The organism is Archangium sp. (assembly GCF_057119385.1).
On sequence record NZ_DBNGVP010000003.1, the window covers coordinates 82,999 to 95,842 of the forward strand.

11 protein-coding genes are annotated in these 12,844 nt (G+C 70.7%); 4 read left to right on the forward strand and 7 right to left on the reverse strand.

What is annotated here, in order from left to right; translation table 11 throughout:
- Positions 1 to 2: 2 nt before the first annotated feature.
- From AC16DP_RS01495 to AC16DP_RS01505, 3 genes are all read left to right on the forward strand, one after another.
- Positions 3 to 2,405 (forward strand): YfhO family protein, encoded by a 2,403-nt coding sequence (locus tag AC16DP_RS01495; RefSeq protein ID WP_329725986.1) that lies wholly within the window; start codon positions 3 to 5, stop codon positions 2,403 to 2,405.
- A gap of 93 nt (positions 2,406 to 2,498) precedes the next feature.
- Positions 2,499 to 3,983, forward strand: a complete 1,485-nt coding sequence (locus AC16DP_RS01500; RefSeq protein ID WP_329725985.1) for a PQQ-dependent sugar dehydrogenase — start codon at positions 2,499 to 2,501, stop codon at positions 3,981 to 3,983.
- Positions 3,980 to 4,333, forward strand: a complete 354-nt coding sequence (locus AC16DP_RS01505; protein ID WP_329725984.1) for a c-type cytochrome — start codon at positions 3,980 to 3,982, stop codon at positions 4,331 to 4,333. Before AC16DP_RS01500 ends, AC16DP_RS01505 begins: the two co-directional genes overlap by 4 nt.
- Here the strand turns inward: AC16DP_RS01505 and AC16DP_RS01510 are convergent.
- From AC16DP_RS01510 to AC16DP_RS01535, 6 genes are all read right to left on the reverse strand, one after another.
- Positions 4,299 to 4,934, reverse strand: a complete 636-nt coding sequence (locus AC16DP_RS01510; protein ID WP_329725983.1) for an HAD family hydrolase — start codon at positions 4,932 to 4,934, stop codon at positions 4,299 to 4,301. The genes AC16DP_RS01505 and AC16DP_RS01510 overlap by 35 nt on opposite strands.
- A 1-nt stretch (position 4,935) precedes the next feature.
- Positions 4,936 to 5,316 carry a thioredoxin gene (gene trxA / locus AC16DP_RS01515; RefSeq protein ID WP_329725982.1) on the reverse strand — a complete coding sequence of 127 codons (381 nt, stop codon included), beginning with the start codon at positions 5,314 to 5,316 and terminating at the stop codon, positions 4,936 to 4,938.
- A gap of 9 nt (positions 5,317 to 5,325) precedes the next feature.
- Complete coding sequence (locus tag AC16DP_RS01520; RefSeq protein WP_329725981.1) at positions 5,326 to 5,649, reverse strand: FKBP-type peptidyl-prolyl cis-trans isomerase; 324 nt, start codon at positions 5,647 to 5,649, stop codon at positions 5,326 to 5,328.
- Between the two features lie 138 nt (positions 5,650 to 5,787).
- The gene (locus AC16DP_RS01525; protein ID WP_329725980.1) at positions 5,788 to 6,804 is read right to left on the reverse strand and encodes a hypothetical protein; all 1,017 of its coding nucleotides are present in this window, start codon (positions 6,802 to 6,804) and stop codon (positions 5,788 to 5,790) included.
- Positions 6,805 to 6,975: 171 nt separating this feature from the next.
- The gene (gene nadE / locus AC16DP_RS01530; RefSeq protein WP_329725979.1) at positions 6,976 to 8,865 is read right to left on the reverse strand and encodes an NAD(+) synthase; all 1,890 of its coding nucleotides are present in this window, start codon (positions 8,863 to 8,865) and stop codon (positions 6,976 to 6,978) included.
- Positions 8,866 to 8,934: 69 nt separating this feature from the next.
- Positions 8,935 to 9,597: an LON peptidase substrate-binding domain-containing protein gene (locus AC16DP_RS01535; protein WP_329725978.1), complete on the reverse strand. Its 663-nt coding sequence runs from the start codon at positions 9,595 to 9,597 to the stop codon at positions 8,935 to 8,937.
- Between the two features lie 130 nt (positions 9,598 to 9,727).
- Here AC16DP_RS01535 and AC16DP_RS01540 point away from each other — a divergent pair, with 130 nt between their 5' ends.
- Positions 9,728 to 10,294, forward strand: coding sequence for a YqaA family protein (locus AC16DP_RS01540; RefSeq protein ID WP_329725977.1), 567 nt, complete (start codon positions 9,728 to 9,730; stop codon positions 10,292 to 10,294).
- Position 10,295: 1 nt separating this feature from the next.
- On the opposite strand, the gene espC is transcribed toward AC16DP_RS01540, so the two are convergent.
- Positions 10,296 to 12,776, reverse strand: a complete 2,481-nt coding sequence (espC, locus tag AC16DP_RS01545) for a serine histidine kinase EspC (RefSeq protein ID WP_329725976.1) — start codon at positions 12,774 to 12,776, stop codon at positions 10,296 to 10,298.
- Positions 12,777 to 12,844: the final 68 nt, after the last annotated feature.

Consider the following 12,844-nt stretch of genomic DNA (forward strand, 5'->3'; position numbering starts at 1 on the left):
CCATGCCCCTCACCCAGCAGGCCAGAATCCGTCTCGCGGTGGTGGCAGCCATCGTCGTGCTGCCGCTGCTCTACTTCCACCGGGCGAGCCTCACCGACGAGGTCTTCATCGCGCGAGACATCCTCCGGGTGTACTACCCGCTCAAGCAGTACTGGGCCGAGCGCGTCTCGCAGTTCCAGTTCCCGGGCTGGTACCCCTACGACGGCATGGGGCAGCCCTACACGGGCATGCTCATCTCCGGAGCGTTCCACCCGGCCAACCTGCTCTACCTGCTGCTGCCGCTGGGTTCGGCGCTCAAGCTCATCACCCTGCTGTCCTACGTGGCGGCCCTGGGAGGCACGTACCTGTTCGCCCGGCTGTGGGGCATGAGCCGGGGCGCCGCGCTGCTCTCGGGGCTCACCTACGCGCTGAGCGGCTACATGGTGGGCATCAGCAACAACCTGCTCTACCTCATGGCGGCCGCCACGTTCCCCTGGGCCCTCTGGGGCGCCGAGCGCTTCCTGCGCCAGCCCTCCGCGAGCCGTGCCACCGCCACCGCGCTCCCCTTGTGCCTGGTGCTCCTCGCGGGCGACCCGCAGAGCTTCGCGCTGTGCAACGGCATGCTGCTGGGGCTCGTGCTGCTGCGCCCGAGCCGCGCGGACGTGCTGCGCATGGCGCCCCGGGCCGGAGTGCTCATCGTGCTCGGCGCGCTGCTGTCCGCGGTGCAGATCCTCCCGGTGCTCGGCATCCTGAAGGACGCCCAGCCCACGGCGGGCACGTTCGCCCAGGCCACCCTCTTCTCGTTCCATCCCCTGCGGCTGCTCGAGCTGGCCTTCGGGCCGCTCTTCATCGATCCGGAGCTGGCCCGGGCCGCCTCCTCTCCCCTGGCGAATGAGCTGTTCCAGTCGGGCATGGGCACCTTCTGGGTGCCCTCGGTGCACCTGGGGCTTCCGGCGCTGCTGCTGCTCGCGGGCGCGCTGTGGACGTGGCGGCGCCACCCGCTGACGTGGAAGGTGACCGGGCTCGCGCTGCTCGTCCTGGCGCTGTCGTTGGCGCTGCACCTGCCGCTCTATGGCTGGTTCTACCGGTGGGTGCCCTTCTGGAGCTCCTTCCGCTACCCGGAGAAGCTGCTCCCTTACTTCCTGTTCGCGTGCGCGCTGGGCGCCGGAGCCGGACTGGAGAGCGTCCTCCGGGAGCCCGCCCTGGCGCGGCGGCTCGCCCTCGTCGGCTTCGGGCTCGCGGGGGTATGCGGCCTGCTCGCGCTGGGCGAGTGGCAGTGGCACGTCTTCTCGGAAGGCGTGGTGGGCGCGCTCTGGAAGAACGGCGACGCGCGCACCCTGCGCATCCTCCATGACAACTTCCTCCAGGCATCCCTGGTGGCGGTGGGCTCGCTCGGCTTGATGGGCCTGATGCTGCTCCAGGAGCACCGGCTCACGCTGCGCACGGGAGCCCTGCTCACGCTCCAGTTCGTCGTCCTCTACCTGGCCAACGAGGGCACGTACCAGGTGACCTACACGGACCTGCTGGAGCAGCCCTCGGGACTGGTGGACGTCGTCCTGCAGCGGGAGAAGGACGCGGGCACGGTCCGGCCCCGGGTCTTCAGCGCGGTGAACAATCCGCTGCCGAGCCGGCTCCCTCCCGGACTCAGTCTCCTTGATGTCACCGCGCTCGGCCTCGTGTCGACGCTCGCGCCGAACACGACCGCGCTCTGGAAGCTGGAGAGCGGCAACAGCTACCTGCCCGCGCACTCCCGGCGGCTCGGAGGGTTGATCACCACGTTCGACTCGTTCTCCACCTGGATGGGACGCCTCTTCGGCCTCTACAACGTGCGCTACATCTCCCTGGAGGCGAAGGACTTCGCGAGCATGCGCGGCAACCCGGACGTCGTCGTCGCCGAGGATCCCCGGATGGAGGCGCTGCTCATCGGCAATCCCCGCGTGCTGCCGCGCGCCTACCTGGCCACGCCCGTGTGCGTGACGGACGAGAGCGCCGCGCGCACGCAGCTCGGCTCACGCGCCTTCCAGCCCGGCCAGCAGGCGCTCCTCGAGTGCACGCCGGAAACACCACGGCCCACCGAGTCAGCACCCGGTACCGGGGGGCTCGGACAGGTGCGCTTCCTCCAGTACGCGCCGGAGTCCGTGGAGCTCGAGGTGGACGCGCGCGCACCGGCGGCGCTGGTGCTCAACGACGCCTGGTACAGCGGGTGGAGCGCGACGCTGGACGGACAACCCACGCCCATCCTTCCGGCCAATGTGCTGGTGCGCGGGGTGCTCGTCCCGGCGGGCGTCCACCGGGTCACCTTCACGTACCACACGCCCGGCCAGCGGCTCGGGGCCCTCATCTCCCTGGGGACGCTGGGCCTGCTCGGGCTCGCCGTGCTCCTCGAGCGCCGCGGGGCCCCGAGGCGAGCCACCCCACCGGCGTAGGCCCGCCGCGCCCCGGCAATGTTCCGCACGTGACCCTGGCTCCGGAATGCGCTGTCCGGGCCGGACGGGGTTCCCTACCGTCGAGCGCCGATCATGCGCTCCGACCTCCTCCGACGTTCGGCCCTCGTGACCAGTGCGCTGCTGCTCGGCGGCTGCTTCCACCTCACCGCGGGAGACAAGACGCGGGAGGAGTTCAAGCCGCCCCGCCGCATCGACCCGGCCGCCATCGCGGTGCCCGAGGGCTACCGCATCGAGCCCATCGCCACCGGCCTCACCTACCCCACGTCGGTCACCTTCGACGACCAGGGCACGCCCTACGTCATCGAGGCGGGCTACTCCTACGGCGAGGACTTCACCGAGCCGCGCCTGTTGCGCATCAACCCGGACGGCGGCCACACGGTGGTGGCCACGGGCGAGCACCCGCCGTGGACGGGCGTGGCCTTCCACCAGGGCGCCTTCTACGTCGCCGAGGGCGGCACCGAGGGCGGTGGCCGCATCGTCCGCATCACCCCGGACGGAAAGCTCACGCCCATCGTCTCCAACCTGCCCAGCCTGGGAGATCACCACACCAACGGGCCGGCGGCCGGTCCGGACGGGGCCATCTACTTCTCCGTGGGCACCGCGACGAACGCGGGCGTGGTGGGGCCGGACAGCGCGAACGCGGAGAGCATCAACTGGATGTCGCGCGACGCCGGGTTCCACGACATCCCCTGCCGCGACATCATCCTGCGCGGCATCAACTTCACCAGCGACGACCCGCGCACGCCCGACCCGAGTGACAAGGCCACCACGGGCGCCTTCGTCCCCTTCGGCACGGCCACGAAGCCGGACCAGGTCATCCGCGGCCAGGTGCCCTGCTCCGGCGCCGTCTTCCGGCTCGCGCCCGGTGCCACCTCGCCGGAGCTGGTGGCGTGGGGCTTCCGCAATCCGTACGGCCTCGCCTTCTCTCCGGAGGGCCAGCTCTACGTGACGGAGAACGGCCACGACGAGCGCGGCAGCCGCCCCGTCTTCGGCGCCGGGGACTACCTCTGGGCGGTGGAGCCCGGACGCTGGTACGGCTTCCCGGACTTCGTGGGAGGCCGCCCCATCAACCAGGAGTGGTTCAAGCCGTCCGGCCAGGAGCACCCGCCCCAGTTCCTCCTCGCCGAGCACCCCGCCCCACCGCCGCAACCGGTGGCCTTCTTCGGCGTGCACTCGTCCTCGAACGGGGTGGACTTCTCGCGGGGAGGCGCCTTTGGCCACCGGGGGCTGGCCTTCGTCGCGCAGTTCGGCGACCAGGCGCCCGACACGGGCAAGGTGATGTCGCCGGTGGGCTACAAGGTGGTGCGGGTGGACGTCGGCAATGGCGTCATCCAGGACTTCGCGGCCAACAAGGACAAGGGCAATGGCGGCCCGGGCTCGCACCTGGGCACCGGGGGGCTCGAGCGCCCCATCGCCGTGCGCTTCAACCCGGACAACGGCGCGCTCTACGTCGTCGACTTCGGGGTGATGACGGTGCTCGGCAAGGACATCAAGCCCTACCGGGAGACGGGTGTGCTCTGGCGCATCACCCCCACGGCGAAGAAGGAGGGCCCATGAAGGCCACCGGTTGTCTGCTCGCACTCACCACCCTGGCGGCCCTGGCCTCCGGCGGATGCGGCCCCGCGCGCCGGGGAGTGCCCTTCGGTCCCCCCCTTCAGCTCACCGAGCGGCAGAAGCAGGGACAGGTGCTCTTCATGCGCGAGTGCAACGGCTGCCACCCGGGTGGAGCGGGCGGCCTGGGCCCGGGCATCGCCAACAAGCCGCTGCCGGGCTTCGCCATGCGCACGCAGATTCGCAAGGGCGTGGGCGCCATGCCCGCCTTCACCGAGCAGATGCTCGGCGACGCGGAGGTGGACGCCATCGTCGACTACCTCAACGCGCTCCAGGAGACGCCGGGCCCCTTGTGAGAGGCAGGAGGGGCAGCAGCTCTCCCAGCCGCTCGATGCGGGCATCGCCGTCCAGGCCGAGTCCCACGAAGCGCACGCCCGCGGCCCCGGCGGCGCCCCGGTCGAAGCGCGAGTCGCCCACCATCACCGCCGACCCGGCGGGCAGGCCCAGCCGGCCGAGCGCGTACAGCACCAGGTCCGGCGCCGGCTTCGCCTGGGCCACGAGGTCCGCGCACGCCAGCACCTCGAAGAAGTCGAGCAGGCGCGCGGCGCCGAGCAACGTCCGGGCGAGCGGGGACACCGTGTTGGTCACCACCGCCCGGCGCAGGCCCCGCGCGGCCAGGGACTCCAGCAGCGTGCGCGCGTCCGGGTTGACCCAGACGCCGCCGGCATGGGCGGGCAGGTGCTCCACGTAGAAGGCATCCAGCTCGGCGGGGGTACAGCGCAGACCGAAGACGCGCACGTCCTCGGCCGTGCCCTGCCCGAAGGTGGGCGCGAACTCCTCGCGCGTCACCGGACTGCCCCGGAAGCGCCGTCCCGCGTCCTCCAGCACCCGCAGCCAGGCCTCCTCGCTGCGGATGAGGACACCATCCATGTCGAACAAGACGGCGCTGGGAACCATCTCAGGCCCGCGGCTCCTGCTCCTTCTTGCGCTTCTCGATCTCCCGGCGCACCTCGTCCATGTCCAGCTCGCGCACCTTGGTGAGCAGCTCCTCCAGGGCGGCGGCGGGCAGGGCTCCGGCCTGCTCGAAGAGCAGGATGCCGTCGCGGAAGATCATCAACGTGGGGATGGAGCGGATTTGAAACATGCCGGAGAGCTCCGGCTGCGCGTCCGTGTCGATCTTCCCGAAGGTGACGTCCTGGTGCTTCTCGGAGGCCTTCTCGTAGACGGGAGCGAAGGCGCGGCAGGGACCGCACCACGCCGCCCACCAGTCGAGCATGACGATGCCCTGCTTGGACACCGTGGCCTCGAAGTTCTCCTTGCCAATCTCCAACGTGGCCATGGTGGCCTCCTAGCGGACGTCCAGCAGTTCCACTTCGAAAACGAGGGTCGAGTTGGGCGGGATGACGGGCGGGAAGCCGCGGGCGCCGTAGCCCATGTCGGGGGGGATGGTGAGCTTGCGCACGCCGCCGACCTTCATGCCGGCCACGCCCTTGTCCCAGCCCTGGATGACCTGGCCCGCGCCGAGCCGGAAGGTGAAGCCCTGGTTGCGATCCCGGCTGCTGTCGAACTTCGAGCCATTGGTGAGGGTCCCCACGTAGTGGACCGTCACCGTCTTGCCCGGAGTCGCCTCGGCGCCCGTGCCCACCTTCACATCATCCACCTGCAAGCTCATGCACTTGTCTCCCGTGAAAGCCCCCACCTTAACGCGGGGGTGGCACGTTCGCTGCTCTCTCGGAAGGAAAAACGGCGCGGTGCCCATTCGTGGAGGCACCGCGCCGCTGGACTGTCATGCCGCCATCACACGCTCGGCTCAGAAGGTGCCGCCGAGGTTGAGGGTGCCCTGGTAGCTACCGGTGGTGAAGCGGTCGGTCACGGCCGGGGCGAAGTCCTCGTTGAGGAGGATGTTGTAGTTGACGCGGGCATCGGCGGTGAAGTCACCGATGTGGGTCCGGAGACCCACTCCCACCGGGACGCGCGAGCTGGTGTCATCCGTGAAGCCGAGCGCCTGGCCGTTGCGGATGTTGTACCAGTTCATGCCGAAGCCACCGAGCACGTAGGGCTGCACGGGAGCGGCGGTGAGGCCGAGGGTGACGTTGGCCACGGCGCCGTTGCGCACGATGTCCGGGCCGCTGCCGCCCACGTCGGCATCCAGGTTGTTCACGGAGCCGCTGTAGCCGAGCTCCAGGCCGAACACCTTGCTGGGCCGCAGGCCGGCCATCACGCCCACGGTGGGGCCGGGGTTGATCTCCGGGGCGAGGCCACCGGTGTAGCCCTCGACGCCGGCGCCGACGAGCACGGACAGGCCGCGCATGTCGGCCTTCTGCTGGCCCTCGTCCTTCTCCTTCATGTCGTAGCCGGAGCCGCCGAAGGCATCGTTGTTGATGTCGTCGACCTGGCCGACCTGGACATCGTAGTCACGCTGCAGCGAGGACTGCTCGTTGCCCTGCGGGGTGGTGCCGCTGCCGCCGGTGGCCTGGCCCTGCTGCACCGGGGTGCAGAAGAGGGTCATGCCGTTCTGGCCCTGCATGGGGATGGTGCTGCTCTTGGGCTGCACGTTCTGCTGGTTGGCTTGGCCCGAGCCGCCGTAGGCGTCCTGGCCCTCGAGTCCGGCGCCGCCCACGCCCTCGTCCTGCACCCCGGTGTCGGGCACGGGAGCGACGTCCTCCTGGTCGAGGATGAGGGTGTCATCCTGGCCCGCGCCGCCGATGTTGTCCGGGGACGTCTGTCCCTGGTCCTTGTTGATGTCGGTGTCGCTCACGTCCTGGGCCATGGCAGCGTTGCCGTAGAAAAGCGCCGTCACGAGCCCAGCCAGAATCTTCAGTTTCATCCGGAACCTCCGTCCGTCGGGTGGCTGACGGGAACTTCATTACCGGGAAGATTCGCGGCAAGGCTTGAATCCGGACGCGGCGTGCGCCGGGACCTCGACCGGGAAGCATCCAGCCGGGCGAGGTGGGGATGGCGGGGACGCGGAGCGTGAACAGATTAGGGGGTGGCGCTGCTACCCCTTCGTCCAGTCGCTGCTGGTGACGACGGGCAGTTGCAGCGCGCGCTCGCGGTCCAGGTCCAGGTTGCCGATGTGCAGCGACAGCGGCGCCTGCACCCACTTGTAGATGGACTGGAGGAAGAGCCGGATGAACTTCTCCACGTAGCCGCGCAGCCGCGCGCTCTCCACCTCGGGGAACATGGCCTCCAGCGCGGGCTGCATCTCCGAGGGCACCAGCTTCTCTCCCGCGAAGAGGTAGAAGCAGGCATCGAGGATGGGGAAGGGCATCAGCTCCTCCTCGCCCACCTGGTTGTGCGCCAGCTCCGGCCCGGCCGGCCTGGCCAGCACCTTGCGGATGCCCTCGGAGCCCGTCTGCTCCAGCAGGTAGTCCAGCAGGTACATGACGACCGTCTTCGGCACGTTGGCGATGACGGCCAGCGCGCCCATCAGGTCTCCACCCGTGGTGGTGTAGCCCACCGCGCGCTCGCTCATGTTGCCCGTCTGCAGGAAGAGGCCGCCGCTGGAGTTGGACCAGTTCCACATGCGCTGGGCACGCAGGCGCGCCTGGATGTTCTGCTCGGTGATGGGCGTCACCTCTCCACCCGCGAGCATGGTGCGCGCGATGTTCAGCTCGCGCTCGAAGGCCTCCTCGATGGGGACCACCAGGAAGGGCACCCCCAGCTCCCGGGCGATCGTCTCCGCGGCCTCGCGGGTGGCGTCGCTGGAGTAGCGGCTGGGCATGTAGAAGGCGCGCAGCAGGCTGCCGGGATTGTCCGGCCGCACGCGCTTGGCGTAGCGGTGGGCGATGAGCAGGGTGAGCAGCGAGTCACGCCCACCCGAGAGCGCGATGCCGATGACCTTGAAGGCGCGCGTCTTCTCGAAGTAGTCGCCGATGCCCAGGGAGAGCGCGTCGAGGATGTCCTCGCACAGGACCTCGCGGGGCGAGCGGCGCGTGTCGGGGCCCGGGAGGAAGAAGCTGCGGTGCGCGGGCACCGGGTAGCGCAGCTTCTCGCGCCGGCTGGTGAAGGCCGCGGTGCAGTCGATGGTGGGCACCAGCTTGCCGCCCTCGCGCAGCCACGCCTCCCGGTCGCTGCGCCAGGTGGTGTTCTCCGCGCGCAGGCGCAACGTGCGGTCCAGGTCCACCACGGCCGCGGCGAAGCCCTCCTGGAAGCGCGGCTCCTCCAGCACGGGCTTGCCGTTCTGGTTGATGCAGCCACCGCCGTCGAAGATGATGCCGTCGTTGCTGCCCAGCGCGTTGGAGTAGGCGACGGTGCACTGGTGGTCCGCCGCGCGGGTGGCGAGCATCTCGCGCCGGGTGTCCCCCTGGCCCACGCGGAAGGGCGAGGCGGACAGGTTCACCACCAGCTCGGCGCCCGAGTAGGTGCGCCGGCGCATGGGGGCCTCGGGGCTCCAGATGTCCTCGCAGACCTCGGGGGCCACCAGTCCGAAGTCGAAGCGGAAGAGGAAGTCACCGAAGGGGACGCCGCGGAACTCCTCGCGCATGCCCGGGTAGCCGCGGGAGAACGTCCGCCCCTCGTAGAAGATGTTGTAGGTGGGCAGCTTCTCCTTGGGCACCAGGCCGAGAATCTTCCCGCCCGCCACGAGCGCGGCGCAGTTGTAGCGCAGGCCCTGGTGGTTGACGGCGACGCCCACGAGGAACACGGTGGACAGCGCCCCCGTCTCGCGGGCGAAGCGCTCGAGCTGCGGCCACTGGTTGTCGACGAAGCCCTGCCACTGGACCAGGTCCTCGGGCGGGTAGCCGCCCACGAGCTGCTCCTGGAAGACGCCCACGGTGACGTCCTCGGCGGCCATCCGGCGCGCCAGGTCGAGCGCCTTGTCCACGTTGCGCCCGAAGGCCCCCACGGTGGTGTTGACGCTGGCGAGCCCCATCTTCACGAGCCGCATGGAACGTGCTCCTCCCTCTCGAGTTGGTGGAGCGCTAGCAGACGCTCCCGAGGGGCGGCATGCAAGGACTCAGTTCAGCGGTCCCACCGGCTTCACCGGGCTGAGGCGCGCGATGAGCTCGCCCACGTCGTCCAGCACGGACTTCAACCGGGTGCGCACGTCCAGCTCGCACAGCAGCTCCTGGCGCCGCTCCGGCTCCGGGACGACGGCGGCGGCCACCACATCCGCCAGGGCGCCCCCGTGCGAGCGCGCCACCACCGGCAGCAGGTTCTCCGCGAACGAGGCCGGCACCCGCCCGGCCAGCTCGAAGACGGCCTGGCGCAGCCTCTCCTCCTCGGGCCCCTGGTAGTCGCCGTCCGGCAGCAGTTGCACCCGCACCTGCCGGTAGAGCTGCTCACCGGCCGGCAGCTCCTCGAGCAGGCGGGCGCGGCTGACGCCCTGCAGGAGGATGTTGTAGCGCCCGTCCTGCAGCTCCTCGTGCCAGATGATGAGTCCGGCACACATCATGGGCTGCATGGGAGGCCGCTCGCCGTACTGGCCCTCCCAGCCGGGCTGCAGCTGGGCGAGCGCCATCACCTTGTCCCCGGCGAGCGCGTCGCGCACCAGGGCGCGGTAGCGCGGCTCGAAGATGTGGAGGGGCAGGGCCGCGTGCGGAAAGAGGACCGCCGAGGGGAGGGGGAAGACCTTCACCGCGTGGGTGGTCAGGGCGATGCGTTCGAGGGCCGTGGTCATGGCATGGACACCGTTCTCCCCCCCTATAGCGCCCGGGAGAACGCGGCGCATCCCCACCTGACAGGCAGGCGTCAGCCCTGGGACGGAAGGCTGGTAAAGTCCCCCCATTCCGCTAGGGTGCGCGGCCGCGATGTCCGATTCGACCCCCGTGGCCGCCGCCCCCGAGAAGCTCTCCTGGTACCGCCGTCTCTACCTGCGCGTGGAGGCGCTGTCCTCCACGAAGCACGCCGTGGCCGCCATGCTGCTGGTGTCCGTGGTGGACGGCTCGGTGTTCCCCATTCCGCCCTTCGCGCTGCTGGTACCCATGGTGCTCGCCCAGCCCCAGAAGTGGCTGCGCTACGCGCTGCTGGGGACGGTGGCCAGCCTCTTCGGCGGCTTCATCGGGTACTACCTGGGACACCTGGTCCACGAGGGCGCCGCCAGCTTCCTGAACATCGACCTGAACATGCGCATCACGCGCTTCGGCATCGACGCGACGCTGGGCGAGCTGCTGGGGCAGAACTTCTGGGCGCTCGCGCTGCTGTGCTCGGTGCTGCCCACCCCCTTCAAGGTGGTGGCCATCGGCAGCGGCATGGTGGGCGTGCCGCTGGACCGCTTCTTCCTGGCGGCGGTGCTGGGCCGCTCGGTGCGCTTCTTCCTGGTGTCCGGCGTGATGCGGTACTTCGGGCCCACCGCCCGCAAGTGGCTGCGCGTCTGAGTCAGGCCGCCGGCGAGGTGGTGGCCAGCGCCTCGTCGATGGTGGCCAGCAGCTCGTCGGGCCGCACCGGCTTCTCCAATATCCGGTTGCGCACCGAGCGCACGAAGTCGCGCGTGGCCTGGGTGTAGGCCCCGCCGGAGATGAAGACGAGCCGCTCGGCCAGCTCCGGCACGTGCGCGCGCAGGTGCGAGTAGACGTCCATGCCCGTGGTCCCCGGCATCTGCAAATCACACAGCACCAGGTCGAAGCGCTGACCCTCGTTCACCCACGCGAGGGCCTCGGCGCCGCGCGTGGTGACGAACACGTCGTGCGAGGGCTCGATGAGCATGCGCATGGACTGGGCCAGGCGCGGCTCGTCGTCGATGATGAGGATGCGCCGGCGCGGCGGGAGCACGGGCGCGGGCGTGGGCGCCGCGGGCAGGGGCGTCTTCGCGGGCCGGCTCTCGGCGGAGGGCAGCAGGACGGTGAAGCGCGAGCCCTTGCCCTCCTCGCTGCTCACGCGCAGCTCGCCGCCGTGGGCCTGGACGATCTGCTGACAGATGGCGAGTCCCAATCCGGTCCCCTCCCCGCAGGGCTTGGTGGTGAAGAACGGGTCGAAGATGCGCGCCAGCACGGGCGCGGGCATGCCACAGCCGGTGTCGGACACCTCCACCAGGGCGCGGCCCGAGTCGTCGCGGCCGGTGCGCACGCGCACCTCGTGGTGCTCCGGGTCTCCCTCGGGGATGGCCTGCAGCGCGTTGACGAGCAGGTTGAGCATCACCTGTCCGAGCCGCGCCTCGCTGCCCAGCACCTTGGGAGGCTGGCCGAAGTCCTCCACCAGCCGGGCCCGGGGCCGCACCGCATGGGCCGCCATGCGCAGCGCCGGCACCACCACCTCGTTGACGTCCAGCATCGCCCGCTCCTCCCCCTGCTGCCGGCTGAACACCTTCAAATCGCGCACGATGACGCGGATGCGCTCGGCGCCCTCGCGGGCACTCTCCAGGCTGGCCCGCGCCTCGGCGAGCCCCTCGGGCCCCCGGGCCAGACTCTGTGCCACTCCCTCCAGGTTCAGCATCAGGTAGGCGAGTGGATTGTTGATCTCATGACCCACGCCCGCGGCCAGGGTGCCCACGGCGGCGATGCGCTCGGCGGACACCAGCTTCGCCTGGAGCTGCTTCTGCGTCGTCATGTCGCGGTAGGTGGCCACGAAGTAGAGCACCTGGCCGTCCGCGTTGCGCACCGGGGACAGCTGCACCTCGCTGTACACCCGCGAGCCGTCCTTGTGCGCCAGCACCACCTCGCCGCGGAAGAAGTCGCGCTCGCGCAGGGCCTCCTCCAGCCGCTGGTGCACCTCCGGCTCCACACCGGTTCCACACAGCTCCCGGGGCGAGCGGCCCGCCAGCTCCTGGTGGGAGCAGCCCACCATGGCGCGGAAGGACTCGTTGGCGTACACCAGCTGGAGTTCCTCGCCCGGGCGCAGCTCGCAGATGAGCACGCCCTCCTGCACGCTGCGCACGGCGGTGGCCAGCAGCTCCATCTGGGCCCTGGCGCTCTTGCGCTCGGCCCGGGACGCGGCCAGCAGCAGCCCGGTGAAGGCGATGACGGCCAGGAAGAGCTGCAGCTCCAGCAGGTCCACCGTCCGCCCGTCCTCGCGCGAGATGAACGCGCCATGGCCGGTGACGGTGCCCCAGATGGACGCCGCCGCGATGAAGAGCGTGGAGAGCGCCGCCCCCTGCGAGCCGAAGCGCAGCGCCGCCCACACCCCCAGGGGAAAGAGGAGGAACACCTGGGCGTAGGCCAGCGGGGAGCCGCCGCGGCCGCCACTGAAGGACCACAGGGCCGCCACCAGGGTGAGCCCCGCGAGCACCAGCGCCTCGCGGCGGCGCGGCTCCGGGCGCGGCCGGGAGAGCAGCAGCAGCACCGGCGCCACCACCAGGGCGCCCATGGCGTTGCCCAGCCACCACACCCACGCGGTGAGGAGGAAGCCCCCCCAGGCGACCCCGCCCGTCAACACCAGGCTCAGCGCCCCCACCAGGGCACTGGCCAGCGAGCACGTGGCGGACGTGGCGGTGAGCGCCAGCACGTCCTGCGTCCGCGCGAGCGAGGGAGAGAAACCCAGGCGCCTGAGCAACAGCACCCCCAGCACCGCTTCCAGGGTGTTGCCCACGCCCATGGCCAGCGTCGAGGCGGAAGGCCCCCCGGAGCCGAACCACAGGATGGCGACGCACGCGCCCACGAAGATGGCCGGCCAGCGGGACACGCCCAGGAGGAGCAGGCCCGCGAGCGCCACGCCGGTGGCGGGCCACACCGGGCTCGCGGCCCCAGCGATGGTGGCCTGCGTCAGCCCCAGCCAGCAGGCGGCGAGGTACACGACTCCCAGCGCGAGCATCTCCGCGATACCCCGCATGCCGGACGGCGATGAGCGGTCGAGGCGCTGTGGATGCGACTGGATGGCGATGCCCCCCGTACACGCGCTGGCCCGCCAGCGGTGTTGACGCGTCATGCTACCCCGCCGGGCACGTGGGGGAAAACGGTCCCCCTGCTCGTCTCCTTGCCTACCCGACAAATGAG

Bases quoted from the DNA above. Each gene is read 5' to 3' on its own strand.
- AC16DP_RS01525 (WP_329725980.1), bottom strand. From the start codon at position 6,804: ATGAAACTGAAGATTCTGGCTGGGCTCGTGACGGCGCTTTTCTACGGC.
- AC16DP_RS01495 (WP_329725986.1), top strand. From the start codon at position 3: ATGCCCCTCACCCAGCAGGCCAGAATCCGTCTCGCGGTGGTGGCAGCC.
- AC16DP_RS01540 (WP_329725977.1), top strand. From the start codon at position 9,728: ATGTCCGATTCGACCCCCGTGGCCGCCGCCCCCGAGAAGCTCTCCTGG.
- AC16DP_RS01510 (WP_329725983.1), bottom strand. From the start codon at position 4,934: ATGGTTCCCAGCGCCGTCTTGTTCGACATGGATGGTGTCCTCATCCGC.
- AC16DP_RS01500 (WP_329725985.1), top strand. From the start codon at position 2,499: ATGCGCTCCGACCTCCTCCGACGTTCGGCCCTCGTGACCAGTGCGCTG.
- AC16DP_RS01505 (WP_329725984.1), top strand. From the start codon at position 3,980: ATGAAGGCCACCGGTTGTCTGCTCGCACTCACCACCCTGGCGGCCCTG.
- trxA (WP_329725982.1), bottom strand. From the start codon at position 5,316: ATGGCCACGTTGGAGATTGGCAAGGAGAACTTCGAGGCCACGGTGTCC.
- nadE (WP_329725979.1), bottom strand. From the start codon at position 8,865: ATGCGGCTCGTGAAGATGGGGCTCGCCAGCGTCAACACCACCGTGGGG.
- espC (WP_329725976.1), bottom strand. From the start codon at position 12,776: ATGACGCGTCAACACCGCTGGCGGGCCAGCGCGTGTACGGGGGGCATC.
- AC16DP_RS01520 (WP_329725981.1), bottom strand. From the start codon at position 5,649: ATGAGCTTGCAGGTGGATGATGTGAAGGTGGGCACGGGCGCCGAGGCG.
- AC16DP_RS01535 (WP_329725978.1), bottom strand. From the start codon at position 9,597: ATGACCACGGCCCTCGAACGCATCGCCCTGACCACCCACGCGGTGAAG.